Genomic DNA, 23,599 nt, shown 5'->3' with positions numbered 1-23,599 from the left:
CTCAGATCGGCATCAGGTTGAGGAAGTACCGCGAGAACCAGCCGATCTGCTGGGCATCGGCCTGACCGCCCCGGCTGCGCTGCTCGATGCGGACGTTGGCGATCTGGGCCGATGCCACCGTGTTGCCCGGCTGGATCGAGCGCGGGTCCACCTGCCCAGAGAAGCGCAGCACATCGACGTTGTCGTTGACGCCGATCTGCTTCTCGCCCGAGATGATCATGTGGCCGTTGGGCAGCACGTCGGTGACGATGGCAGTGATCGTGCCGCTGAAGTTGTTGTTGTTCTCGGTACCGCCCTTGCCGCTGTAGGTGTTGGAGCTGTCCCCGCCGATGCTGAACTTGTTGAGCAGCGCCACCGGCAGCAGCGGAATCGCGCTGATGCCGCTCGACAAGGCGCCCTTCTTCTCGATGTTGCTCGACGAGCGCGCGCTGGCACTGACGCGCTCGACGATCTGCACCAGCAGCGTGTCGCCCACGAGCCGGGCACGGTGGTCCTCGAACAGCGGGCGGTACTGCGTCGCCTGGTAGATGGCGCCGTTGCTGGCGACCGTCCGGGGCGGTGGGGCAGGAAATGTCAGCGTCGGCTGCAGCACCGGCTCGGGCGGCGGATCGAGCTTGGCCACCGTGGGCATGAGCTGGCAGCCAGACAAGGCCACCACCGCCGCCAGGACCAGCACGGAGCGCAGGGCGTGTGGCGCGCGCCGGGTCATGGCCGCGGTCATGGCCGTGGTCACAGTTGCGTCAGACGCTGGAGCATCTGGTCCGACGTGGTGATGGCCTTGGAGTTGATTTCGTAGGCGCGCTGGGTCTGGATCATCGAGACCAGCTCCTCCACCACGTTGACGTTGGAGGTTTCGAGAAAGCCTTGCGAGAGCGCGCCCATGCCATCCGAGCCGGGCGCGGCGGCCACGGGGGTGCCTGATGCAGCGGTCTCCGTGAAGAGGTTCTGGCCCCGCGGCTCCAGGCCGGCCGGGTTGACGAAGGAGGCGAGCGTGAGCTGCCCCACCGATTGCGGTGCCGCCTGTCCGGGCATGGCCACCGTCACCTTGCCGTCCTGCGCGATCGTGATCGACTGGGCGTTGGGCGGGATGGTCACGCCGGGCTGCACGAGCTGGCCGTTGTTGGTGACGAGCTGGCCCGTGGCGTTGAGCTGGAACGCACCGTCGCGGGTGTAGCCGGTCGTGCCATCGGGCATCTGGATCTGGAAGAAGCCATTGCCCTTGACCGCCACGTCCAGCGAGTTGGTCGTCTGCTGCAGTCCGCCCTGGCTGAACTGGCGCGAGGTGGCGACGGTGCGAACACCCAGGCCAACCTGCAAGCCCGTCGGCAGTTGCGTCTGCTCGCTGGAGGCCGCGCCGGTCTGGCGCAGGTTCTGGTACATCAAGTCCTCGAACACCGCATGCGACTTCTTGTAGCCGTTGGTGGCGACGTTGGCGAGGTTGTGCGAGATGACGTCCAGTTGGGTCTGCTGGGCTTCCATCCCGGTCTTCGAGGTCCACAGGGAGCGCATCATGGTGGGGAGTCCTGGTTCAGAAAGTTCAATGGGGGCCGGTCAGTTCAGCCCACGGAGAGCAGTTGCTGGGCCTGCTGCTCGTCTTTTTCGGCCGTCTGCACCGACTTCATCTGGGACTCGAACTGCCGCGCCGCCGCGATCATGGCCACCATCGTGCTGACGGCGGAGACGTTGGAGTTTTCCAGCGCGTTGTCCTGCACCTGCGCAGCGGGATCGGCGTCCAGATCACCGGAGGTGGCACGGAACAGGCCGTCCTCGCCCCGCTGCAGCGGCGCCTCGGGCGTGACCAGCTTGAGCTTGCCGATCGGGGCCGACGCGCCCCCCGGCACACCGGCGCTGACCGTGCCATCGCTGGCGATGCTCACCTCGGCGTTCGGCGGCACGCTGATCGGGCCACCGCCACCGACCACCGTCAAGCCGGTGCGGGTGACGAGCGTGCCCTCGGCGTTGACATCGAGCGAACCGGCGCGGGTATAGGCCTCCGTGCCGTCCGGGCTCTGCACGGCCAGCCAGGCGTTGCCCTTGGCCGCCACGTCGAGGCTGCGGCCCGTGGCCACGACATGGCCTGACGCAGGGTTGTAGCCAGTGGAGGTTTCCAGTGCGTAAGCCCGCGTCGAGGCCCCGTCGCCCCGCACCGGCACGGCACGGAAGGACTGCAGCTCCTCGCGGAAGCCGTTGGTGGACACGTTGGCGAGATTGTTGGCCAGGACATCCTGGCGCTGCATCGTCGCCTTGGCGCCCGACATCGAGAGGTAGATGCGGCGGTCCATTCAGAGGTCTCCGTCCGGTTCAGCGCATGCTGACCAGGGTTTGCAGGACCGAATCCTGCGTCTTGATGGTCTGGGCGTTGGCCTGGTAGAGGCGCTGGGAGGTCATCAGGTTGACCAGCTCGCCTGTCAGATCGACGTTGGATTCCTCCAGCGCCCCTGACTTCACGGCGCCCAGCGTCCCCGATCCCGGCACGCCCGTGACCGGATCCCCCGCCTGCACCGTGCTCATCCAGGCATTGCCACCGAGCGACTTCAGCCCTTGCGGGTTGCGGAAACTCGCCAGTTCGAGCTGGCCGGCGGGCTGGGTCAGGCCGTTGGTGTAGCGGGCGGTGACGATGCCGTTGTCTTCGATCGACAGGGACGTGAACTGCCCTGGCGCGAAGCCGTTCTGGCTCACCGAACTCACGCTGAAGGCGGTGCCGAATTGCGTGGACTGGGTGAAGTCCGCGACGATGCCGTGGATCAGTCCGTTGGCGTCGGACGCCGGGATATCGGGCAGCGTGGTTTTGGCCAGCGGCACACCGCCCACCTTGGGGTTGAGTCCGCCCGCGTCGAAGGTCAGCCCGGACAACAGGGGCTGGGGATTGGCCGCCGTGCCATTGAGCGGCGCGTCACCCACCTCGGCGTACACGTTCCACTGGTCGCGGTCGGCCTTCTGGAAGTAGTAGGACACGTTGACCGGCTTGCCCTGCGGATCGAACACCTCGACCGAGGTCGCGTTGTTGTAGGTGGTCGGATCCTTGAAATCGATGCCGCCGGCGGCCGGCCGTGTCACCTTGCCGCGCGAATCCAGGTTGAGCGCCATGTGGATGCTGTCCGTCACCTGGGGTTTCACGCCCGTCAGCGACAGCTTCAAGTCGGAGCGCACGCCCGTGGCCACCGTGCCCGCCTCGTCGGCCTGGTAGCCCTGGAGTCGCTGGCCGCTGGAAGTGACGATGTAACCGTCCCGGTCCACCTGGAACTGCCCGTTGCGGGAGTACGCCAGCTCGCCGTTGCCGTCCTTGATCTGAAAGAAACCGTTGCCGTTGATGGCCACGTCCATCATGTTGCTGGTGGAGACGATGGTGCCCTGCGAGAACTGCTGCGTGACCGTCGCCACCTGCACGCCGATGCCGACGTTGTTGTTGGAGGTGGTGCCCAGGGCGTTGGCGTAGAGGTCGGCAAATTCCGCCCGGCCCGCCTTCGCGCCGTAGGTGCCCGCATTGGCGATGTTGTTGCCCGTCACCTCCAGACTCTTGCTGGTGGCGTTCAGACCGGACAGTCCTTGCTGGAAATTCATGGGGAGGCTCCTGGAACGGATGAGAGGAAGGGGGAACGGGTTCGCGGGATCACGGGGTCACGGGATCGCAGTGCCGTGGTCAGCCGCCGAAGGCGCGCACGTCGCTGTAGGCGACAGTGCCACCGCGCTGGAGCTGCAAGTTGAGGCCCCCGCCAGCGGTCGCGCTGACGGCGCTGACCTGGTCGCGCATCAGGGCAGTGGTCGCGACACTGGCCGTGCCCGAGGTGGCGGTCACGCGGAAGCGGAAACCGCCCGCATCGCTCGCGCCATCGGCCGGCTTCCAGTTGAAGCTGTGGCGGCCACTGGTCTCCGCCCCCATGTCCAGCGTGTCGATCACCCGCCCGGCGCTCGACAGCACCTCGACCTTGACGGCATCCGCCGCCCCCGCCAGCTCGAAGTGCCCGACGCCGACGCCGCTGCGCACATCGACCGTGTTGCCCGGCACCACGACCGAGTTGCCGACCAGCGAGGCGCCCTGCATGGCCTGCATCTGCAGGAGCTGGGAGGACATCGTCTTGATGCTCTCGTTGACCGTGCCCAGACCCGACACGGTGTTGATCTGCGCCATCTGGCTCGTGACCTGGGCGTTGTCCATCGGGTTGAGCGGATCCTGGCTCTGCATCTGCGTGACCAGCAGCTTCAGGAACTGGTCCGAGGCCTCCTGCATCTTGGACGCGCTGGTGCTGGCGCCGGTCTTGAGCTGGTTGAAGATCGCCGAGGCATCGGCGGCGGCGGTGGCGGGTGTGGTGGTGGCCATGGGGCGGAAGTCCTTGCGCAGTGCAGCGTTCAGCCTTGACCCATCTGCAGCGTCTTGAGCAGCAGGGTCTTGGCGGTGTTCATCACTTCGATGTTGTTCTGGTAGGAGCGCGAGGCCGAGATCATGTTGACCATCTCCTCGACCGGGTTGACGTTGCTGTAGGTGACGTAACCGTTGCCGTCGGCATTCGGGTTGCCGGGGTCGTGGACACGCCGGCCTTCGGCGGTGTCCTCGCGGACCTGCACCACCTTGACGCCGGCCGAGCCGTTGTCGCCCATCGGCAGGGTCTGGAACACGACCTGGCGGGCCTTGAAGCTCTTGCCGTCCGGGCCGGCCGCCGTGTCGGCATTGGCGAGGTTGGTCGCCACCGTGTTGAGGCGCTGGCTCTGGGCGCTGATGGCGCTGCCGGCGACGTGGAAGATGTTGAACATCGACATCATTGCCCCTTGATGGCTTCGAGCATGGTGCGCAGGTCGCCGTTGATGAACCGCAGCGCGGCCTCGTACTTGACCGCGTTGTCGGCGAAGCTGGCCCGCTCGCGGTCCATGTCCACCGTGTTGGCATCCAGGTTGGTCTGGCTGGGGGCGGCGTAAAGGAGTTGGCTGTCGCGCATCACGGCCGAGGTGCCACCCGTGGCCAGGTGGCGTCCGTCGGTACCCGCCATCAGGGTTGGCGCACCGATCGCACCACCCGGCGATCCGGTGAGTTGACGCAGTGTCTTGCCGAAATCGATCTCGCGGGCCTGGTAACCCGGTGTATCGGCATTGGCGATGTTGCTGGCAATCAGGCGCTGGCGCTCGGAGCGCAGGGTCAGGGCCTGGGTCTGGAATTCGAGCGCAGCGGAGAGGCGGTTCAGCATGGCAGTATCGGCAGCAGCGGCAGCGGGTTCGACCACGGGATTCCGGTGTCGCAAGAGACCCGCACCGGGGGCACGGAACCGATTCTTGATGCGCCAGTGCCCCCTCACTCCCACGAATAGGGCAGACAGCCGGGTCCATCTTGTCGCCTGATCGGCTGTGGCCCGCTCCTACAGTCGGCGCCATGATCAGCTTGCCTCTGCTCCGCCAATCCACCCCATCCTGCCCGGTACAGGCCACTGCGCCCAGACTGGGCGACCCTCGCCGACGACCACCGCGACTGGTCGTGGCGCTGGCCGTGACGGTGAGCCTGGCGCTGCTCAGTGCCACGGCTTGGGCAGAACCCGCCGCCGAGAGCGCACGACTGCCAGCAGCCTGGTCACGCCGCGTGATCGAAGTGACGCGGGCGGCCATGGCGGACACGGGCGATGCGAGGGTCGAGGTGGTGCCCGGTGCGCTGGATGGACGGCTGCGTCTGGCCCCCTGCGAGCAAATCGAGCCGTACCTGCCCGTGGGCACCGTGCCCTGGGGCCACACCCGTGTCGGGCTGCGCTGCACGAGCGGCCCGGTGGCCTGGAACGTCTACTTGCCAGTCCAGGTCAAGGTCTGGCGCCGGGCGGTCGTCAGCACCGTGGCGCTGGCGGCGGGGGCCGAGTTGTCCGCTTCCAGCGTGCAGGTAGCCGAGGTCGATGTGGCTGGCAGCCACGCCCCCGTTTTCACCGACGCGACCCGGCTGGTCGGCCGCCGCCTGGTCAACGCGGTGGGCGCGGGCGTGGCACTGCGGACAGACAACCTGCGGGTGCGCCAGTGGTTCGCTGCAGGGGACAAGGTGACGCTGGTCTACAAGGGCGAAGGCTTCGAGGCGTCCACCGAAGGCCAGGCGCTCAACGCCGGCATGGAAGGGCAGCCGGTGCGCGTGCGGGTCGGCTCAGGGCAGGTGCTCACCGGGCTGCCGACCGGGGACAGCCGGGTCGAGGTGCGCGCATGAGCCGCAAGGTCCGCCGCGACGCCGACCGCGCGCTCAAACCCGAAATAGACGACCCGATTCGCGCCAATTCGATGTCAATCTGCACAAATCTGCCCGAAAACCACTCACACAGGGGAGGATTTACCGAAGGCACACCCCGTCCCGCTAAAGTGGTCAGCGCGTCCACCGATATCAGGCTCAACGAAGAGGTTGCGGGGAGGAGTTTCTTCCTCGACACCCGTCAACCGGGCCTGATACGGCTCGAAGGAGTACGTGATGAAGATCGGCAATTGCGCCCCGACCCCGGTGACGGCCCCAGTCAACACCGGCAACCACCCGACCCGTGCGGCCGAAACGCCGCCTGATCTCCACGAGGTATCGGCCCTCGACGACACCGCCAGTACCCAGGTGGAGGTGTCGGGAACTGCTGCGGTCCTGCTGGAGCGGACACCCGATGGGTTCGACGCCGACAAGGTCGCACGCATCCGCCAGTCCATCGCCGATGGCACCTACAAGGTCAACGCCGAAGCGATCGCCAACCAGCTGCTGGCCAACGCACAGGATCTGCTCGGTCGCCACAGCCCGAACGCTTGATGCGTGAGATGTGATGCCGGACACCACTGACCTGGAACACAGGCTCTGCACTGTCGAGCAGGATCTGGCCGCGCTCGGCGAAGCCCTGCGCCTGCACGACAGCGCAGGCATCGAGCGCCATGCCCGCGATCTGCGCGCCGCCCTCGCCCTCGCCATGGACAGCTTCACGCGCGCAGGCCATGCCGGTCAGGTGCCACCCGCGCTGCGTGCGCGACTGACCCATGCACGTGCCCAGGTCGATGTGCAGCACCAAGCCCTGTTGCGGGCGCATGTGGCGCTGGACGACGCCCTGGCGGTGCTGCTGCCGCGCGAGAAGCCGATCGTCTACGGCCCGCTCGGCGGCCCAGGCTCAGCGCCGTTCAGCCACTGACGGCAACCGCACCGCGGTGGCGGTGATGCGCGAGACGAAGTCCGCGTCCACCGGTTGGCTGTAGCGGAACTTGAGGATGCGCATCCCCTTGCCGACCCCTTCCAACTGCGGGAACTGCTCGGCAAGCACTGCGCCCTGAACGAACTGCAGATGCGCCTGTCCCTTGTGCAGCACGAGGGTGGCCAGATGGTGGCCGCGCACCAGGAACATCAGGTTGCCCCAGCGCACGGCCTGGTCAATGCCCGGCGCGGCAGCGATCACCGCACCGTGGATGGCCACCGCCGTGGCGACCTGCCCGGATGGCAGGGAGTCGAAGAAATTGGCCACCATGGCGGCGGGCCGGGCGAGGTGTCGCATGGCGCGATGGACCTGCCGTGCTCAGGTCCGGGGCAGGGTCACCCCCGTCTGGCCCTGGTACTTGCCACCGCGGTCGCGGTAGCTGGTCTCGCAGACCTCGTCGCTCTCGAAGAACACCACCTGCGCACAGCCCTCGCCCGCGTAGATCTTGGCGGGCAGTGGCGTGGTGTTGGAGAACTCCAGTGTCACGTAGCCTTCCCACTCCGGCTCGAACGGCGTCACGTTGACGATGATCCCGCAGCGGGCGTAGGTCGATTTGCCCAGGCACACCGTCAGCACGCTGCGCGGGATGCGGAAGTACTCGACCGTGCGCGCCAGCGCGAAGCTGTTGGGCGGGATGATGCAGAACTCGCCCTTGAAGTCCACGAAGCTGCGCTCGTCGAAGTTCTTGGGATCGACCACGGTCGAATGCACGTTGGTGAAGATCTTGAACTCGTTCGAGCAGCGGATGTCGTAGCCATAGCTCGACGTGCCGTAGCTGACGATCTTCTGGCCGTCGGGGGAGGTGCGGACCTGGGTCGGCTCGAACGGCTCGATCATCCCGTGCTGCTCGGCCATGCGGCGGATCCACTTGTCGCTCTTGATGCTCATGTCGTTGTCAATCTCGGGGAACGCGGGACGGGGCGTGATTTTATGGGCATCCTGCACCGGTCCTGCGGGGGATCACTTGGAGTTTCAAGCAAAGTGGTTTCGTCGCACCCACGCCGACAGTGCATCGACCAGGGCCACCAGCCCGATCATCGCCAGCAGCACGGTACACGCCTGGCGCATCTGGAAGAGTCCGAGGTGGAAGGACAGCATCTGCCCCAGCCCCCCGGCGCCGACCACCCCAAGCACCGCCGCAGCCCGGATGTTGTTCTCCCAGCGGTAGAGGGTGTAGGCCAGCCACTGTGCCGAGACCTGCGGCAGCGTGGCATACAGGAACACCGCCACCGCCCCGACCCCGCGGCTGCGCAGCACCTGTGCCGGCCCCGGCGGCGCGTTCTCCAGGGCCTGCGCCAGCAACCGGCCCAGCACGCCGGTCGTGTGCAGCGCCAGCGCCAGCGTGCCCGGCAGCGGCCCGAGTCCCGCCGAGACCAGCAGCAGCGCCGCCCACACCAGCTCCGGCACCGAGCGCAGCGCGTTCAACACCAGCCGCGCCGCCCCCGACCGGCTCGCCGGCACCGCCAGCAGCAGCCCGGCCAGCGCCGCCAGTACCGTGCCGAGCAGCGACATGGCCAGCGTCTCCAGCGTCGCCTGCGCGGTCTTCCACAGGAACGGCGCAGCGCCCTCCGGCGGCCAGAAGCTCCCCAGAAACACCCCCATGCGCCCAAGCGCCTGCGGACCCAGCCACTCGGCCCAGTGCAGATCCAGGCCGGCGAAGCTCGCCACCACCAGGCATGGCAGCCCCGCGACCAGCCACCGCTGTCCCCGCCGGACCCAGACACTGAGCCGATCCGACAGCGCCACCAGCGCCATGAAGACCAGCAGGATGGCGCCGACCTCGCCCCCGGCGAACATCTTCGCGGCGTTGTCGAGCTGCTGCCCCAAGCCGCCCGCGCCGACGAACCCGAGCACCACCGACGAGCGGATCGCGCACTCCCAGCGGTACACGGTGTAGCTCGCCAGCTCGGGCGCACAGACGGGCAGCGCCGCGTAGAGCCAGGTCTGCAGCCGCCCGGCGCCGTGGCCGAGCAGCGCCTGTGCCGGGGCGGCGTCCGCGCTGTCGAGGATCTCGGCCCAGACCTTGGCCAGCATCCCGCCGTAGGCGATGGCGATGGCGAGCACCCCCGCCGTCGGCCCCAGCCCCACGACCCGCACGAACACCAGCGCCCAGACCAGCTCCGGCACCGAGCGCAGCACCACAGTGAACGCGCGCAGCGCCTGCCGCAGCACCGCCGGCCCGCGCCCCATGCGCCCGCCGACCGCGCTGACCGACAGCCGTTCGGTCAGCGCCAGCGACAGCGGCAGCGCGATCAGGCTGGCCAGCGCCATGCCCGCCGTCGCGATCGCCACGGTGCGCCAGGTCTCGCGGACCAGCAGCGCGAGGAATTCCGCGTCATGCCGCGGCGGCACGAACTGCGCCAGGAAGCGCCCGGTCACGCGCAGGCTGCGCGCATCGAACAGCGTCCACGGCTGGAACTCGGTCAGCACCACCAGCGGCCACAGCACCACCAGCGCCGCCAGCACCCCCAGCCAGCGCCGCGCCCGGGCCGGATCCCGCACGGCGGCAGCGTCACCCACGCTCACCGGCACATCGCCTGGGGCAGCGTCGCCACAGCCGGCGGAGCATCGGCGCGCAAGCCCTCGGCGGGCGCGAACACCACCCCGCCATACAGCGCCTGCAGCCGTCCATCGTCCAGTCCCGACGAGGGCCCGTCGTAGACCACCCGCCCCTCGCGCAGCGCGACCGTGCGCGCGAAACAGCGCCGCGCCACCGCCACCTGGTGCAGCGAACACACCAGCGTGCGGCCCTCGGCCCGCGCCGCTTCGGTCAGCCGACGCACCACCAGCTCGGCCCGCACCGGGTCCAGGGCCGACAGCGGTTCATCGACCAGCCACACATCCGCCTCCGCCACCAGCAGCCGCGCCAGCCCGACCCGCTGGCGCTCGCCACCCGACAGCCGGTCCACGCGCAGCCAGAGCTTGTCGGGCAGGTCCAGCGCCGCCAGCGCCTGCTGGACCCGCTCGGCATCGGCGGGACGCGGACTCCACAGCGTGCGCAGACTGGCCCCCAGCGACATCCGCGGCAGCCGCGCCGCCAGCACCGCCGTCACCACCCGCTGCCGCGGTGGCAGCGGCGGCACCTGCGGCGCCAGGAGCACGCGCGCCCGCAGCGCCTGCCGTGCGGCACTGTCCAGCGTCCACGGGGTCTGGCCGAACAGCGCCAGCCGCCCGGCCGACGGGCGCAGCATCCCGGCCAGCGCCAGCAGCAGCGTCGTCTTGCCCGCCCCGGACGCGCCGATCACGGCGATCTGCTCGCCCGCCGCCACCCGCAGATCCACGCCGCGCAGCACCGGCGCGGCGCCCGGCGCGGGCCGGACCTCCAGCCCATCGAGTGCGATCGCCGCCGGGGCCATGGAACTCACTTCAGCAGCCCGGCCTGCTCGGCGGCGCCCTTGATGCCGTTGTAGTTCTCGGCCTTGGTCGGGATGAAGCGGCTGGCCCGCTGCAGCGCCAGGATGTCCTTGCCACCGGGTGCCGATTCCAGCGCCAGAAAGGCCGCGGCGATCTTCTCGCGCAGCGCGGCAGGCATGTCGGCGTGGACGCTCCAGTTGTAGTCGTAGTAGCCCGGCGTCGTGTAGAACACCTTGACCACGGCCGGATCGACCTTCTTCTCGGCGACGAACTTCTCCCAGACCGAGATGTTCAAGGCACCGGCATCGACCTTGCCACTGGCCACGGCCGCGATGGTCGCGTCGTGCGCGCCGGAGTAGCTCACGCGCTTCAGGTCCGTGTCCGGGTTGACCTTGGCGGCGAGCAAGGCGCTGCGCGGCATGAGGTGGCCCGAGGTGCTGGAGACCGAGCCGAAGCTCAGCGTGTGGCCCTTCAGGTCGTCGAGCTTCGTGATGCCGGAGGCCGCGTCGGTGATGAAGACCGAGCGGAACTTCTCGTCCTCGGCGCGCTGCACCAGCGGAATCACATGGCCGCCCGAGCGCACGCTCGCCTGCACGAAGGTGAAACCACCGAACCAGGCCAGGTCCACCTTCTTGTTCACCAGCGTCTCGACCGCGGCGGCGTAGTCCGTCACCGGCGTCCACTCGACCTTCATGCCGAGCTTGGTTTCGAGGTACTTGCCCAACGGCTCGAACTTGCGGGCCAGCTCGGTCGGGGATTCATCGGGAATCGCGGTCACGCGCAACACCGCCTGGGCCTGTACCGAGAGCGCCACCCCGCTCAGCACCACCGCCACCACCGCCACCGCCACTGTCGTCTTCGTCATTGCTCGCTACCCACGGTCATCCCGCACACAAAAGGCGGATTGTGCCGTGCGCCCCGGTTCACCTTCAATTCATGCGCTGCACCGGTGAAGACGTTTCTTAAGAAAGCGCAATATTTCAGGATCAAACTTATGTCACGAAATCGACATGTTTCTACAGTGTCTACAGTGAGCCAAACCCAGTGAGCCAAGTGACGCCATGGACCTGCAGGGTCTGATCTACCGAGGTGTGCATGGGGTGCGGGCCGGATTCGGCATCGGCCGCCAGCACAATTACCGCACGCTGGAGGTCGCGGTCGTGCTGCTGCTGGACGCGCAGGGCCACCACCAGACCCGCCAGCGCCAGCTCGCCGTGCTGCGCCGGCACGGGGTGAATCCGGGTCTGGAGGCGCCGCCGCACATCACGCTGAAGCTGGGCTTCAAGTGCCGCGACCCGCAGCCCCTGGCCGACTACCTCGACACCCTGGCCGCCCGCACCGCGCCCCTGCCCGTCACGCTGAAGGATTTCGCCCACTTCGACGAAGGCATCACCTTCTGGGATGTCGTGCCCGACGCGGCGCTGGACCGGCTGCGCCGCGGCACCGTGGCCGACCTGCAAACCCGGTTCGGCATCGCCCCACGGCCGCTGGAGCACGGGGACGGTGCCTACCGCCTGCACGTCACCCTCGCCCACGGTTTGTCGCCGGCCGCCTTCCGCGCCGAACGCGATGCGCTGTCCAGTGAACACGCCGAACACCGCTTCACCGGGCAGCAGATCGCCCTGCTCGTGCGCGGCGACCACCACTGGATCGACTACAAGACCGCCACCCTGGGCCAGCCCCACGGCACCGGCACGGGCACCCACGCCGCATGAACGCCACCGTCCCCCGCAGTGCCCCCGACACCGATCCCGAACGGCTGCGCTTTCGGCGGCAGTTCTTCCTCGGGCCGACCGGCCTGTTCGCGCCCGCAGGCTGGTCCCGGCAGCGGCTGGACGCCGACCGCAGCCTCGTCGCCCACCCCGATCTCGCGCTGACCCAGGTGCGCCGCGGCGCGCGTGTCGGCACCCTGATCGGCTTCTGGTTCGACCCGGCACGGCCACAGGCCAGCGACCGCGACACCCTCCACCGCCTGCTCGACCAGCACGCCACGCCCGAGGCCCTGCGCACCGCGACGGATGCGCTCGGCGGGCGCTGGGCCTTGGTGCTGCAGGACGGGCCGCACACCTGGATGCACCACGACGCCACCGGGCTGCGGCAAGTCACCTACCTGCACACCGATGACCACGGCACCGTGTGCGCCTCGCACCCCGGCCTGCTCGCCCATGTGCTGTCCCTGTCGCCCGACCCGACCGCGCTCGACTACCTCCGCACACGCGGCGAGAGCGATTTCGAGGTCTACTGGCTGCCGGGCGACCGCACGCTCTACCGCGGCGCGCGCGCCCTGCTGCCCAACCACACCCTTGACCTGCAGACCGGCCGCGCCACGCGCCACTGGCCGGGTGCCGACATGCAGCCCCTGCCACCACTGCCAATCGGTGAAGCCGCAGGGCGCTGTCTGGTCCTGTTGCGCGGACTCTTCGAGGCCGCTCGCCACCGTGCCCCGCTGGCGGTCTCGATGACGGCGGGCTGGGACAGCCGGCTCATGCTCGCGCTCAGCCGGCCAGCGCGCGACCAGCTCCACTGCTTCACGCTGACCTATCCGCACCTGTCGCACGCCTCACGCGATGTCGCCGTGCCCGCCCGGCTGCTGCGGCAACTCGGCCTGGCGCACCACCTGGTCGGCTACCCGGCGCCGTCCGACATCGACCTCGCGTTCAAGGCCCTCTTCCAGCAAAGCACCCCTTCGGGCAGCACCGCCTACTGCGCCGACGCCCAGGCCCTGCACACGCAATACCCCGGCGACCGCCTCTGCTTGACGGGCGACGTGGCCGAGATCGTCAAGTGCCACTACCGCCTGCCCGGCGTGCCGGACCACGCGGTCACGCCCACGCACCTGGCCGCGGTCTGCCACCTCGCCCCCCACCCGTTTGTCCTCGACGCCCTGGCGCAGTGGCTGGCCGGCGCCCCGACCGGCGGCCCGATCCCGCTGCTCGACCTGTTCTGCTGGGAGCAGATGGCCGGGCGCTGGCAGGCCCAGATCCGCGCCGAATACGACATCGCCCAGGAGTCCTTTGCGCCGCTGAACTGCCGCGCCCTGCTGCTGACGATGCTGTCCGTCGAGGAACGCGCACGCCAGGGCCCCGATTACCCTCTGCTGCACACGCTGATCAAGCAGCTCTGGCCCGAGGTGCTGAACGTGCCCATCAATCCGCCGGAGGCGGTCAGCCTGCGGCACCGCGTCCTGCGCGCACTCGGTCGCTCGCCGCTCTACCGCCTGGTGCGGCGGCTGCGGCGGTGGCTGCGCCCATAACACCTACAGGAGACCCGCCATGCTCGTCGAAGCCACCCGTTCCGCCCTGCGATCGGCCAAACGCGCGGTATACCCCCTGGCCTCCAAGCTCATCACCAACACGGTGCTGGTCGAAGGCCACCTCAAGGGCACCGAACAACCCTTCCGGACCCTGTTCGTCCACAACTGCCTGTTCAACGCGGCGTTGATGGCCCGGATGTATGCACAACCGCCCACGGTGCTGGCACGCAAGCGCATCGGCATCGCCACGCTCGGCACGGTGGTCCGTGCGCGCCAAGGCCATTTCGATCTCTGCGTCGCGGTGGTGCCGAAGCTCTATGACCCGATGTTCGGCCCACTGTGCGCGTACCGCGGCCAGGAAGAGGTGCGCCAGGTGATCGACACCTCGGGTACCTGGGAGGACGTGCGGGCGCGGTTTTCCAGAAAAAAACGCCAGCTCACCAACCACTTCGGCGAACGCTACGGCCTGACCTACCGCATCTCGCACGCGGAGGAGGACTTCGATTTCTTCTACCACCGGATGCATGTGCCGCACATCCGGCGCCGCTATGGTGATCTGTCCGAGATGGACTCGCACGCCGCGATGCGGGGGTTCTTCCGCAAGGGCTTCGTGCTGTTCGTGCTGAGGGACGGCGAGCCGGTGGCCGGGGCGCTGTCGCTGGTCGAGGACAACGCGATCCTGTTCCGCCGCTCTGGCGTGCTCGATGGCGACGAATCGCTGGTCAAGGGCGGCGTGCAGACGGCGCTCTACTACTTCCAGCTCCGCCACGCGGTCCACAGCGGCTACCAGTCGGTGGACACGATGAAGAGCGCACCCTTCCTCAACGACGGCGTGTTCTGCCACAAGGCCGACTGGGGCGCCCGCGCCATGCCCGACCACGAGGCGCGCCAGTCCGTGCTGTATTTCGTGCCCGAGCCGGACGCCCGGACGGTGCGCTTCTTCGAGATCAACCCGGCCGTCGTCTGCGAAGGCAAGGGACTCTCGGGGGTGGCCGGCGACCCCTCGGAGGGTGCTGGTGCGGTGTCGGATCAGTCCACGCTGGCCAAGCGGTTCCAGGTCGCCGGACTCGACCACTTCACCTCGCTCACGCTGGGTGCGGGCGGTCAGGTGGATTTGCACCACCCCATCGCGCTCACTGGTTGAGTCCGGCCTCGACCGCGGCAGCCCGCACCATGTCATAGCCCGCCGGCCTGGCTTCCACGAACCGGTGCGCGCCTTGCTGCTTCAGGATCTCGCGCCCGCCACCCACCGCTTCCAGCACCAGAAAACCACCCGCGATCGTCCTGCGGGTGTTCTCGTCCATGTCGGTGCGCGTGGCCCAGGTGTGGTCGGTGTAGACCGGCGTGGTGAAGAAGACCTTCACCGCGGCCGGATCGACCTGCTTGTCGGCGACCATCTTCTCCCACACCGACTGGCTCAGCGCCCCGGCATCCGCCTTGCCCGACGCCACCGCGGCGACGATCGCCTGGGCGTTGGCGGCCGGCGGGAGCGGCTTCAGATCGGTCTCCGGGCGCAGCTTGGCGGCCACCAGCGCGCTGCGCGGCATCAGGCTGTCCGAGGTGCTGGCGATCGGGCCGAGGCTGAGGGTGCGGCCCTTGAGATCCTGGAGCTTCTTGATGCCGGTGCTGGCCGTGGTGATGAAGACCGAGCGCGCCTTCTGGTCTTCTTCGCGCTGCACCAGCAAGGCCACCTTGTCGCCCGAACGCCGATGGGCCTGCACATACGACAGCCCATTGAGCCAGACCAGATCGGCCTCGCGGTTGAGCAGCGCCCGCACCGCAAACGCCTCGCTCGCCACCGGCACCCACTTCACGCGCATCTTGAAGCGTTGTTCGATGAACTGCCCCAGCGGCTCGAAGCGCGCCGCCTGGTCCGTGGGTGATGCATCCGGCGCCATCGCGACCCGCAGCACCGACTGCGCCTGCGCCGCCCCCGCCAGCAGCAGTGCCGCCCCCATGAGACGCACCACCGGCGCGCTCCGTTGCATCCAAGCCGTCATCGTTCACCCCCGTACCAGAGGTCCGGATTGTGCCGTGTTCCCGGCTTTTGCAGCTCAGCGCGACAGGCTGCGCAACTCATCCAGGGTGTTGGCATTGAAAAAACCAGCCGCGTCGCCCTCCCGGTCGAACAGCACCTGCGCACAGCGGTGTTGCCCGGTCCAGCGGTCGATGCGGCGCTGGCCTCCCGCCAGGAACGCGACCAGGTTCTCCATCACGCTGGCCCGCATCAGGCAGAACACCGGGTGCAACTGCACGCTGCCGTCGGTTTCACGGGTGGCCGCCACGGCGAGATCCGCCTCCTCGCTGCACAGGGCTGCCGCCAGCCGCGCCACCAGATCGGCCGGAAACTGCGGCGAGTCGCACGGCACGGTGACGAGGTACGGCGTCTCGCAGCGTTCCAGCCCGACCAGGAACCCCGCCAGCGGACCCGGAAAATCGGTCGTCGCGTCCGGCCACACCGGCGCGCCCATCGACTCGTAGGCCGCCAGATTCCGGTTGGCATTGACCATCAGTGCGCCCACCTGCGGCCCCAGGCGCATCACGGCGTGCAAGGCGAGCGGCATCCCCTGGAAGTTCTGCAGCCCCTTGTCCACGCCGCCCATGCGGCTGCCGCGTCCGCCAGCCAGGACCAGACCGGTGATGTCCTGCGGATCGATCGCCATGGTCAGACCTCCAGCAGGTCGAAACCCTGCGACTCGATGTCCATGAACACCCGCGTGAGCTGCGCGGCGTGGCGCCAGACCTGCGCCTGCGGCTGGGCCTCGACGGCATCGCACAGCGCGGCCACCCAGGTCTGCAGGTGCCCGCGGAAAAAGCGCCGCTGCTGCTCCAGGTTGCACACGGCCAGGTCGTCCCCGGCGATCAGGTAGCGCATCACCTCGCAGCCGTAGGCGAGGTGGTCCTCGGTCTCGCTGCGGGCGTCGTCGCGGGTCAGGCCGAGTGCCGCCAGATCAGTGCGCAGCGCGGCCAGCGGCTTCTCGTTGAGGAAACCCGCCAGGTAGAACGAGCCGTAGAGGAACACCTCCGGCTTGCCGACACCGCCGAAGAGCGCGTCGTACTCGTCGGCCGCGGCCTCCACCGTGGTGCGGCGCAGCGCGGCGACCAGCGCCTGCCACGGCGCTTCGAGCAGCCCGCCGGCTTCGGGCGCCTCGGTGACGGCGACGCGGCATTGCGCGAGCAGCGCGGCGTCCGGCGGCGCCATCCACAGCCGGGCGAGCAGGCCGTACAGCTCGGCGCGGGCGAGTTCCTCTCCTTGGTCAGTGCTGGTGAAACGCAAGGGGCGGGGGTCGTGGTCGGTCATGGCTCGGGGTCGCGGTCTCGGTCTCGGTCGGATTCAGCTTCGGCTTTGGCTCAGCAGCTCAGTAGCTCAGTAACGGGGTGCGCCCCGCGGCACATCGGTGATCCGCACCTCGTTCGGGTTGCTGTGCAGGTCGATCACCCGGCAGTCGCCGCACATCTTCAGCCGCTCGGCCGCCGCGCCCTGGAAAGCCGGGTGCGCGGCGAGCTTGGCCATCATGTTCTCGATGACCTTGAGCGTGCCGAAGGGCTTGCTGCAGCGGATGCAGCGGAACGGCTCGACCTCGTGCAGCACCCGCGGCTGCCGACGCGCCCGGCCTTCGTCCGCGAGCAGCAGGCGCGGCACCAGCGTGATCGCCCCTTCCGGACACGTCGTCTCGCACAGGCCGCACTGCACGCAGTTCTTCTCGGTGAACTTGAGTTGCGGCCGCTCGGGATTGTCGGACAGCGCGTTCTCGGGACACGCGCCGACGCAGCTCAGGCAGAGCGTGCAGGCCGCGGTGTCCACGAGCACGGCACCAAACGGCGCACCCGCCTTGGGCAGCGCCACCACGTCGGCCGGCACGGGGGCGTGGGCGCTCAGGTGGTCGATCATCAGGTCGAGCGTGGCGCGCTTGTCGGCCTGGGCGACGATGGGCGTGGGCTGTGTGATGCACTGGGCCGGGGCGCTGCGCAGTGCGGCGTCGAGCGCGGTCAGGTCGCGGGCCTCGATCAGCTTGAAATGCGTGCCCGCGTAGCCCAGCCCGGTCAGCAGCGCCTGCGCCACCGCCATCTGTTCGGCCAGCGCGGCGCGGTATTCGGGCGCCTCCTCCGCGGTCAGCAGCACCCAGACTTGGCTCGCCCCTTGCGCGATCGCCGACAGCCACAGGTCGATGCCCACACTCGCCGTGTGCCACACCGCCACCGGCAGCACGCGGGCCGGCACCCCATGGACCGCCCGATCGACCCGCGCCGCACGGCCGAGGTCGTCGAGCAGCCGGGCGCCCGCCTGCTCGCTGTGCAGCAACAGTGCCGCGTCCTTGCCGCCTGCGCGGGCGTAGGTCGAAACCAGCCGCTGCAGCCGCCGGCCCTGGTCCACCGGCCCCGGATACGCGAAGCTCAGCGCCCCGCTCGGGCACACCGTCGTGCAGGCGCCGCAGCCCACGCACAGGTGCGGCTCGACGACGATGCCACCGGCTTGCACGGTCTTCGCCTTGCCCTTGCGGGAGGCGTCGCTGGAGATGGCGCTGGTCGAACACACGTCGATGCAGGCCGTGCAGCCGATCTGCTCGTTGCGGCTGTGGGCGCACAGGCGGTGCTGGTACTGGAAGAACTTCGGCTTGTCGAACTCGCCCACCAAGTCGCGCAGCTTCAGCACCGCGTCGAACAGCCGCGGCGCATCGGTCGCCGCGCTCGGGCCGTGGCTCGGAACGTGGCTCGGAACGTGGAAGTAGCCCTGCGGCGGCTGGTGCTGCGCAAACGCGGGCGTCTCGCGCAGGTCGAGGATGAGATCAAAGCGTTCGTCAGTGACGAGCGGCGCCCGGTTGAAGTCGATCGCGCCGGCCGCGTCGCAGACCTGCACGCAGTCGCGGTGGCCCTTGCAGCGGCTCAGGTCGATCTGGTAGCGGAAGTCGATCGCCCCTTCCGGGCAGGCGTCGAGGCAGGCGTTGCAGCGCGTGCAGAGGTCGAGGTCGATCGGGTTGGCCGACGACCACTGCACCTCGAACGCGCCGAGCCAGCCGCGCAGCCGCGTCACCTGTCCCGCAAACACCGGCCGCTCGCGCCGCTGCGCCAGCGCGCCACCCGGAGCCGCGCCTCCCGCCTCGTCCACCAGCACGCTCACGTCAAGCCGGTCGGCCAGCAGCGCCGCCGCCCGCTCCGCTGCCTGTGCGCCGCCGATCACGAGGCAGCGCCCGGCCGACCGGTACGGCACCGTCGTCACGGGCTGCACGTCGGGCAGTTGCGCGGCGGCGATCAGCGCGGCGAGCTTCGGGGTGGCGGCCTTGGCGTCGCGGGACCAACCGCCGGTTTCGCGCAGGTTGACGAAGTGGATCGGGCGCTCGTCGATCGCTGGCGCCCCCACGGTCTCGGCGTTCAGGTCGAGGAAGAGCCGGCTCTCCTGCGTACACGCGACCAGCAGCGCCTCGCCCGGCCCGGTGGCCTTGGCGGCTCGCTGGAAAGCGCCGGCCTCACGCCGACACAGCAGGGTGTGCGTCGTCTCCAGCCCGTCCGCGCTCGCCCCCGGCGTCTGCGCCAAGGTCCGGGCGATGGCCTTGGTGTCCAGCGGGATCGTTCGGTTGCAGTCGCACAGCAGCGTTTTCATCAGCGGGTTTCTCTTCGTCTTTGTCTTTGTTGTCGTCTTGGTCGTCTTGGTCGTCATCGGCGAACAGGCCGAGCACCTTCGACTGCGTCATCCGCCGCAGCATCGCCAGCGGGATCGGGTCGGGCAGGCCGTAGTCCTCGATGTAGGTATCGAGTCCGTCCATCACGTTGAAATGCGGGTCGGTGAACAGCGTCTTCAGCGCCGCGTTCTTCACCGAGGGATCGACGCCACGGGCGACGAAGCGGGTGAAGTCGGAGGTGGGGGTGAGCTGGGCGGCGTCGGCCAATGTCGGTGCAGGTGGCTCCAGTTCCGGCGGCGCAGCGGGCACCACCGGCTGCGCAAGCGGCACGGGCAGCGCGGGCGCGACCACCGGAACCGGCCGCACCTCGGCCACGGGAACGCCCTGGCGCATCTGCTCCTTGCGCCGCGACCAGCGCGACAGGAAGCCACCTTCGGGTACACGTTCGCTCGCCATGCTCAGTTCCGCTGGTCCGGCGCGACGAAGGACACCGGGCGGCGGCGCTTCTTCGGCTCGGGCTGGTAGTGGTCGTCGGTGTAGCTCTGCAGCCACGCACGCACCTCGGCGGGCAACGGCCGGTTGTCCACCCGCTCCTGCGCGTCAAGCAGCCGGCCGGCCTCGTTGTACGACAGCGTGACGCGCTCGGGCCAGGCGCGCGACGGGTCTTCCTCGTCGATGCGCCACATCACGAACCACACCGGCGCGCCCGAGGTCAGGTTGAGGTAGTAGCCCTCGCCCTCGTCGCGGCGCAGCTCGACCGGCAGCCCCGGAAACAGGAACTGCGCCGTCTGCCCGTCGTCGCGCAGCAGGCGGGGGGCGTCGCCGTAACCGCCGTCGTCCAGCGCCACGTCCGCCACGGTGAAGCGCCAGTCCTCCCAGCGGCTGGGCTGGTGCTGGCGCTCGATCACCACGGCCACGCGGCATTGCGGCGGGGCGGCGGCGGCGGGGGTCGGGAATATCTCGCTCATTGCGCGGCAGTCTACGCGCCGCACCGTGAAAACCTATATCGAAACACCTGACAAAACCCGGTTTCCCCGCACCCCGCCACCACGCCGACAAATTGCCTTTTGCCGTGCGACAAACTGTCGCATCCATCTAGGGAGTCGCCCTTATTGCCGGGCGTGCATAACCGCAACCTAATGGCCGCTGTCCACGCTGCGGAGCGCATTCCATGAGCCAGTCCCCCTTGCCCCCTTTGTCCAAGCTCACCCGTCGCCGGGTCTTCGCAGGCGTCGGCACCGCAGGCGCACTGGCCGCCGTCGCCGCCGCGTTGCCCCTCACGCCCACCCCGCCGCAAGTCGCCGCCCAGCCCAAACCCGCCGCCGACCCGTCCGGTGGTTACCAGTTGACCGAGCACGTCCGGCGCTACTACCAGACCGCCAAGGTCTGAGGCCCAGGAGAACACCCCCATGCTGCTCACCCGCCGCTCCGCCCCGTCCGCCGCCGGCAACGCCCCGTCCACCCTCGTGTCCAGTCTGGCCCGCGGCATCGGCCGGACCATCCCGACGATCGACCGCCGCTCCTTCCTGCGCCGCTCGGGCATGGGCGTCGGCGTCGGGCTGGCCGCATCGCAACTGACGCTGGTCAAGCGCGTCGAGGCGGCCGATGCGGCGTCCGCAGCAGCGGGCGGCGGCAAAAAGATCGAGGTCAAGCGCACCGTCTGCGGCCATTGCTCGGTGGGCTGCGCGGTGGACGCGGTGGTGGAAAACGGCGTCTGGACGCGCCAGGAGCCGGTGTTCGACTCGCCCATCAACATGGGCGCGCACTGCGCCAAGGGCGCGGCGCTGCGCGAGCACGGCCACGGCGAATACCGGCTCAAATACCCGATGAAGCTGGTGGACGGCAAATACAAGCGCATTTCCTGGGACACGGCGCTGACCGAAATCAGCGCCAAGATGCTGGAGCTGAAGAAGCAGAGCGGCCCGGATTCGCTGTTCGTCGTCGGTTCGTCGAAGCACAACAACGAGCAAGCCTATCTGCTGCGCAAGTGGATCAGTTTCTGGGGCAGCAACAACACCGACCACCAGGCGCGCATCTGCCACTCCACCACGGTCGCGGGTGTCGCCAACACGTGGGGGTATGGCGCGATGACCAACTCCTACAACGACATGCAGAACGCGCGGTCGGCGATCTACATCGGATCGAACGCGGCCGAAGCGCACCCGGTGTCGATGCTGCACATGCTCCACGCCAAGGAGACGGGCTGCAAGATGATCGTGGTCGATCCGCGCTTCACCCGCACCGCCGCGAAGGCCGACCAGTACGTGCGCATCCGCTCAGGCTCGGACATCCCCTTCCTGTTCGGCGTGATGCACCACATCTTCAAGAACGGCTGGGAAGACAAGAAGTACATCGAGGACCGCGTCTGGGGCATGGAGAAGGTGCGCGAGGAGTGCCTGACCAAGTGGACACCGGACAAGGTGCAGGAAGCCTGCGGTGTCGATGAGGCGACCTGCTTCCAGGTGGCCAAGACGCTGGCCGACAACCGCCCCGGCACCATCGTCTGGTGCATGGGCCAGACGCAGCACACCATCGGCAACGCGATCGTGCGGGCGTCCTGCCTGCTGCAACTGGCACTCGGCAACGTCGGCAAGTCCGGCGGTGGCACCAACATCTTCCGCGGCCACGACAACGTGCAAGGCGCCACCGATGTCGGCCCGAACCCCGATTCGCTGCCTGGCTACTACGGGCTGGCGGAAGGCGCGTGGAAGCACTTCGCCAAGACCTGGGGCGTGGACTTCGAGTGGATCAAGAAGCAGTACGCGCCCGGCATGATGACCAAGTCCGGCATGACGGTCTCGCGCTGGATCGACGGCGTGCTGGAGAAAAACGAGCTGATCGACCAGGAATCGAACCTGCGCGGACTCGTCTTCTGGGGCCACGCGCCGAACTCGCAGACCCGCGGTCTGGAGATGAAGAAGGCGATGGACAAGCTCGACCTGCTCGTCGTCATCGACCCGTTCCCGAGTGCCACCGCCGCGATGGCCGCGATGCCCGGCAACAAGGACGACCTGAACGCCAACCGCGCCGTCTACCTGCTGCCAGCCTGCACCCAGTTCGAGACCAGCGGCTCCTGCACGGCGTCGAACCGCTCGCTGCAATGGCGCGAGAAGGTGATCGAGCCACTGTGGGAATCGCGCAGCGACCACATGATCATGGCCCAGCTCGCCGACAAGCTCGGCTTCGGTGCGGAGCTGGTCAAGAACTTCAAGATGGTCCCGGGCAAGGCGGGGATGATGGAGCCAGAGCCGGAATCCATCCTGCGCGAGATCAACAAGAGCGTCTGGACCATCGGCTACACGGGCCAAAGCCCGGAGCGGCTGCAGGCGCACATGCGCAACATGCATGTCTTCGATGTGAAGACACTCAAGGCCAAGGGCGGCATCGACAAGCAGACCGGGATGAGCCTGGACGGCGAGTACTTCGGTCTGCCGTGGCCGTGCTGGGGCACCCCGGAGTTGAAGCACCCCGGCTCGCCCAACCTCTACGACACCAGCAAGCATGTCATGGAGGGCGGCGGCAACTTCCGCGCCAACTTCGGCGTCGAGCGCGATGGCACCTCGCTGCTGGCCGCCGACGGCTCGCACTCGCTGGGCGCGGACCTGACCACCGGCTACCCGGAGTTCGACCACCTGCTGCTGAAGAAGCTCGGCTGGTGGGACGACCTGACCGAATCCGAGAAGACCGCCGCCGAAGGCAAGAACTGGAAGACAGACTCGTCGGGCGGCATCATCCGTGTGGCGATGAAGGTCCACGGCTGCCACCCCTTCGGCAACGCCAAGGCGCGCGCCGTGGTCTGGAACTTCCCCGACCCTGTGCCACAGCACCGCGAGCCGCTGTACTCGACCCGCCCCGATCTGGTCGCCAAGTACCCGACGCACGATGACAAGAAATCGTTCTGGCGGCTGCCCACGCTCTACAAGTCGGTGCAGGAGAAGAACAAGGACATCGGCAAGACCTTCCCGCTGATCATGACCTCGGGCCGGCTGGTCGAGTACGAGGGCGGCGGCGAGGAGACGCGCTCGAATCCCTGGCTGGCGGAGCTGCAGCAGGACATGTTCGTCGAGCTGAACCCGAAGGCGGCCAACGACCGCGGCATCCGCAACGGCGACTGGGTGTGGGTGAAGACCCCGCCGATGGCCGCCGTGCCCGAGTTCAAGGGCATGCGGATGAAGGCGCTGGTCACGGAGCGGGTCGATGTGGAAACG

Annotated in this window: 26 protein-coding genes; 8 read left to right on the top strand and 18 right to left on the bottom strand. The window is 68.7% G+C overall.

The features are described 5' to 3' along the window. Window position 1: 1 nt before the first annotated feature. The 7 genes from QZW52_RS01115 to flgB all read right to left on the bottom strand — a co-directional run bounded on the left by QZW52_RS01115 (window position 2) and on the right by flgB (window position 5,177). Window positions 2–709 (bottom strand): flagellar basal body L-ring protein FlgH, encoded by a 708-nt coding sequence (locus QZW52_RS01115; protein ID WP_293994198.1) that lies wholly within the window; start codon window positions 707–709, stop codon window positions 2–4. A gap of 20 nt (window positions 710–729) precedes the next feature. Next, window positions 730–1,512 (bottom strand): flagellar basal-body rod protein FlgG, encoded by a 783-nt coding sequence (gene flgG / locus QZW52_RS01110; RefSeq protein ID WP_293994196.1) that lies wholly within the window; start codon window positions 1,510–1,512, stop codon window positions 730–732. A 44-nt stretch (window positions 1,513–1,556) separates the two neighbouring features. Continuing rightward, the gene (gene flgF, locus QZW52_RS01105; RefSeq protein WP_293994193.1) at window positions 1,557–2,282 is read right to left on the bottom strand and encodes a flagellar basal-body rod protein FlgF; all 726 of its coding nucleotides are present in this window, start codon (window positions 2,280–2,282) and stop codon (window positions 1,557–1,559) included. Between the two features lie 19 nt (window positions 2,283–2,301). Further along, window positions 2,302–3,561: a flagellar hook protein FlgE gene (gene flgE / locus QZW52_RS01100; RefSeq protein ID WP_293994191.1), complete on the bottom strand. Its 1,260-nt coding sequence runs from the start codon at window positions 3,559–3,561 to the stop codon at window positions 2,302–2,304. 79 nt (window positions 3,562–3,640) lie between these two features. Continuing rightward, the gene (locus QZW52_RS01095; RefSeq protein WP_293994189.1) at window positions 3,641–4,318 is read right to left on the bottom strand and encodes a flagellar hook assembly protein FlgD; all 678 of its coding nucleotides are present in this window, start codon (window positions 4,316–4,318) and stop codon (window positions 3,641–3,643) included. A gap of 29 nt (window positions 4,319–4,347) precedes the next feature. Continuing rightward, window positions 4,348–4,755 (bottom strand): flagellar basal body rod protein FlgC, encoded by a 408-nt coding sequence (gene flgC, locus QZW52_RS01090; RefSeq protein ID WP_293994187.1) that lies wholly within the window; start codon window positions 4,753–4,755, stop codon window positions 4,348–4,350. After that, the gene (gene flgB / locus QZW52_RS01085) at window positions 4,755–5,177 is read right to left on the bottom strand and encodes a flagellar basal body rod protein FlgB (protein ID WP_293994295.1); all 423 of its coding nucleotides are present in this window, start codon (window positions 5,175–5,177) and stop codon (window positions 4,755–4,757) included. Before flgB ends, flgC begins: the two co-directional genes overlap by 1 nt. Before the next feature lie 182 nt (window positions 5,178–5,359). Here flgB and flgA point away from each other — a divergent pair, with 182 nt between their 5' ends. From flgA to QZW52_RS01070, 3 genes are all read left to right on the top strand, one after another. Continuing rightward, window positions 5,360–6,163, top strand: coding sequence for a flagellar basal body P-ring formation chaperone FlgA (flgA, locus tag QZW52_RS01080; protein ID WP_293994186.1), 804 nt, complete (start codon window positions 5,360–5,362; stop codon window positions 6,161–6,163). A 255-nt stretch (window positions 6,164–6,418) separates the two neighbouring features. Next, complete coding sequence (gene flgM, locus QZW52_RS01075; RefSeq protein ID WP_293994185.1) at window positions 6,419–6,736, top strand: flagellar biosynthesis anti-sigma factor FlgM; 318 nt, start codon at window positions 6,419–6,421, stop codon at window positions 6,734–6,736. A 13-nt stretch (window positions 6,737–6,749) separates the two neighbouring features. Then, window positions 6,750–7,106: a hypothetical protein gene (locus QZW52_RS01070; protein WP_293994182.1), complete on the top strand. Its 357-nt coding sequence runs from the start codon at window positions 6,750–6,752 to the stop codon at window positions 7,104–7,106. Here the strand turns inward: QZW52_RS01070 and QZW52_RS01065 are convergent. The 5 genes from QZW52_RS01065 to QZW52_RS01045 form a co-directional block, all read right to left on the bottom strand. After that, window positions 7,086–7,463: a DUF1801 domain-containing protein gene (locus QZW52_RS01065; RefSeq protein ID WP_293994179.1), complete on the bottom strand. Its 378-nt coding sequence runs from the start codon at window positions 7,461–7,463 to the stop codon at window positions 7,086–7,088. The two genes, QZW52_RS01070 and QZW52_RS01065, sit on opposite strands and share 21 nt — an antisense overlap. 21 nt (window positions 7,464–7,484) lie before the next feature. Beyond that, window positions 7,485–8,054 (bottom strand): dCTP deaminase, encoded by a 570-nt coding sequence (gene dcd, locus QZW52_RS01060; RefSeq protein ID WP_293994175.1) that lies wholly within the window; start codon window positions 8,052–8,054, stop codon window positions 7,485–7,487. An 84-nt stretch (window positions 8,055–8,138) separates the two neighbouring features. After that, window positions 8,139–9,692 (bottom strand): phosphonate ABC transporter, permease protein PhnE, encoded by a 1,554-nt coding sequence (gene phnE, locus QZW52_RS01055; protein ID WP_363225921.1) that lies wholly within the window; start codon window positions 9,690–9,692, stop codon window positions 8,139–8,141. Then, window positions 9,689–10,522: a phosphonate ABC transporter ATP-binding protein gene (locus QZW52_RS01050; RefSeq protein ID WP_293994171.1), complete on the bottom strand. Its 834-nt coding sequence runs from the start codon at window positions 10,520–10,522 to the stop codon at window positions 9,689–9,691. Before QZW52_RS01050 ends, phnE begins: the two co-directional genes overlap by 4 nt. Before the next feature lie 5 nt (window positions 10,523–10,527). Continuing rightward, window positions 10,528–11,385, bottom strand: coding sequence for a putative selenate ABC transporter substrate-binding protein (locus QZW52_RS01045; RefSeq protein ID WP_293994168.1), 858 nt, complete (start codon window positions 11,383–11,385; stop codon window positions 10,528–10,530). 196 nt (window positions 11,386–11,581) lie between these two features. Here QZW52_RS01045 and QZW52_RS01040 point away from each other — a divergent pair, with 196 nt between their 5' ends. The 3 genes from QZW52_RS01040 to QZW52_RS01030 are packed head-to-tail and all read left to right on the top strand — an operon-like array spanning window position 11,582 to window position 14,917. Beyond that, on the top strand, window positions 11,582–12,235 hold the full coding sequence (locus QZW52_RS01040) for a 2'-5' RNA ligase family protein (protein ID WP_293994165.1): 654 nt from the start codon (window positions 11,582–11,584) through the stop codon (window positions 12,233–12,235). Continuing rightward, window positions 12,232–13,773, top strand: a complete 1,542-nt coding sequence (locus tag QZW52_RS01035; protein WP_293994162.1) for an asparagine synthetase B family protein — start codon at window positions 12,232–12,234, stop codon at window positions 13,771–13,773. Before QZW52_RS01040 ends, QZW52_RS01035 begins: the two co-directional genes overlap by 4 nt. A gap of 19 nt (window positions 13,774–13,792) precedes the next feature. Next, window positions 13,793–14,917 (top strand): GNAT family N-acetyltransferase, encoded by a 1,125-nt coding sequence (locus tag QZW52_RS01030; RefSeq protein WP_293994159.1) that lies wholly within the window; start codon window positions 13,793–13,795, stop codon window positions 14,915–14,917. On the opposite strand, the gene phnD is transcribed toward QZW52_RS01030, so the two are convergent. The 6 genes from phnD to QZW52_RS01000 all read right to left on the bottom strand — a co-directional run bounded on the left by phnD (window position 14,907) and on the right by QZW52_RS01000 (window position 20,359). Continuing rightward, window positions 14,907–15,761 (bottom strand): phosphate/phosphite/phosphonate ABC transporter substrate-binding protein, encoded by an 855-nt coding sequence (gene phnD, locus QZW52_RS01025; protein WP_293994157.1) that lies wholly within the window; start codon window positions 15,759–15,761, stop codon window positions 14,907–14,909. The genes QZW52_RS01030 and phnD overlap by 11 nt on opposite strands. 66 nt (window positions 15,762–15,827) lie before the next feature. After that, window positions 15,828–16,436 carry a molybdenum cofactor guanylyltransferase MobA gene (gene mobA / locus QZW52_RS01020; RefSeq protein WP_293994154.1) on the bottom strand — a complete coding sequence of 203 codons (609 nt, stop codon included), beginning with the start codon at window positions 16,434–16,436 and terminating at the stop codon, window positions 15,828–15,830. Between the two features lie 2 nt (window positions 16,437–16,438). Beyond that, entirely contained in the window at window positions 16,439–17,074 is a 636-nt protein-coding gene (locus QZW52_RS01015; RefSeq protein ID WP_293994152.1) for a TorD/DmsD family molecular chaperone, read from the bottom strand. Between the two features lie 66 nt (window positions 17,075–17,140). Next, entirely contained in the window at window positions 17,141–19,339 is a 2,199-nt protein-coding gene (locus QZW52_RS01010) for a 4Fe-4S binding protein (RefSeq protein WP_293994293.1), read from the bottom strand. Continuing rightward, window positions 19,239–19,847, bottom strand: coding sequence for a DUF3306 domain-containing protein (locus tag QZW52_RS01005; RefSeq protein ID WP_293994150.1), 609 nt, complete (start codon window positions 19,845–19,847; stop codon window positions 19,239–19,241). The genes QZW52_RS01010 and QZW52_RS01005 overlap by 101 nt, the downstream gene beginning before the upstream one ends. A gap of 2 nt (window positions 19,848–19,849) precedes the next feature. Then, the gene (locus tag QZW52_RS01000) at window positions 19,850–20,359 is read right to left on the bottom strand and encodes a DUF3305 domain-containing protein (RefSeq protein ID WP_293994147.1); all 510 of its coding nucleotides are present in this window, start codon (window positions 20,357–20,359) and stop codon (window positions 19,850–19,852) included. Between the two features lie 203 nt (window positions 20,360–20,562). On the opposite strand from QZW52_RS01000, the gene QZW52_RS00995 reads away from it, so the two are divergent. Together QZW52_RS00995 and QZW52_RS00990 are read left to right on the top strand one after the other, a co-directional pair. After that, complete coding sequence (locus tag QZW52_RS00995; RefSeq protein WP_293994145.1) at window positions 20,563–20,781, top strand: formate dehydrogenase; 219 nt, start codon at window positions 20,563–20,565, stop codon at window positions 20,779–20,781. Between the two features lie 19 nt (window positions 20,782–20,800). Next, the coding region (locus tag QZW52_RS00990) for a molybdopterin-dependent oxidoreductase (protein WP_293994143.1) at window positions 20,801–23,599 on the top strand (2,799 nt) is incomplete at its 3' end.

This window comes from Sphaerotilus sp. (genome assembly GCF_013299175.1).
Lineage (GTDB): Bacteria > Pseudomonadota > Gammaproteobacteria > Burkholderiales > Burkholderiaceae_C > Sphaerotilus.
This window is presented reverse-complemented; position numbering and strand designations above follow the sequence as displayed.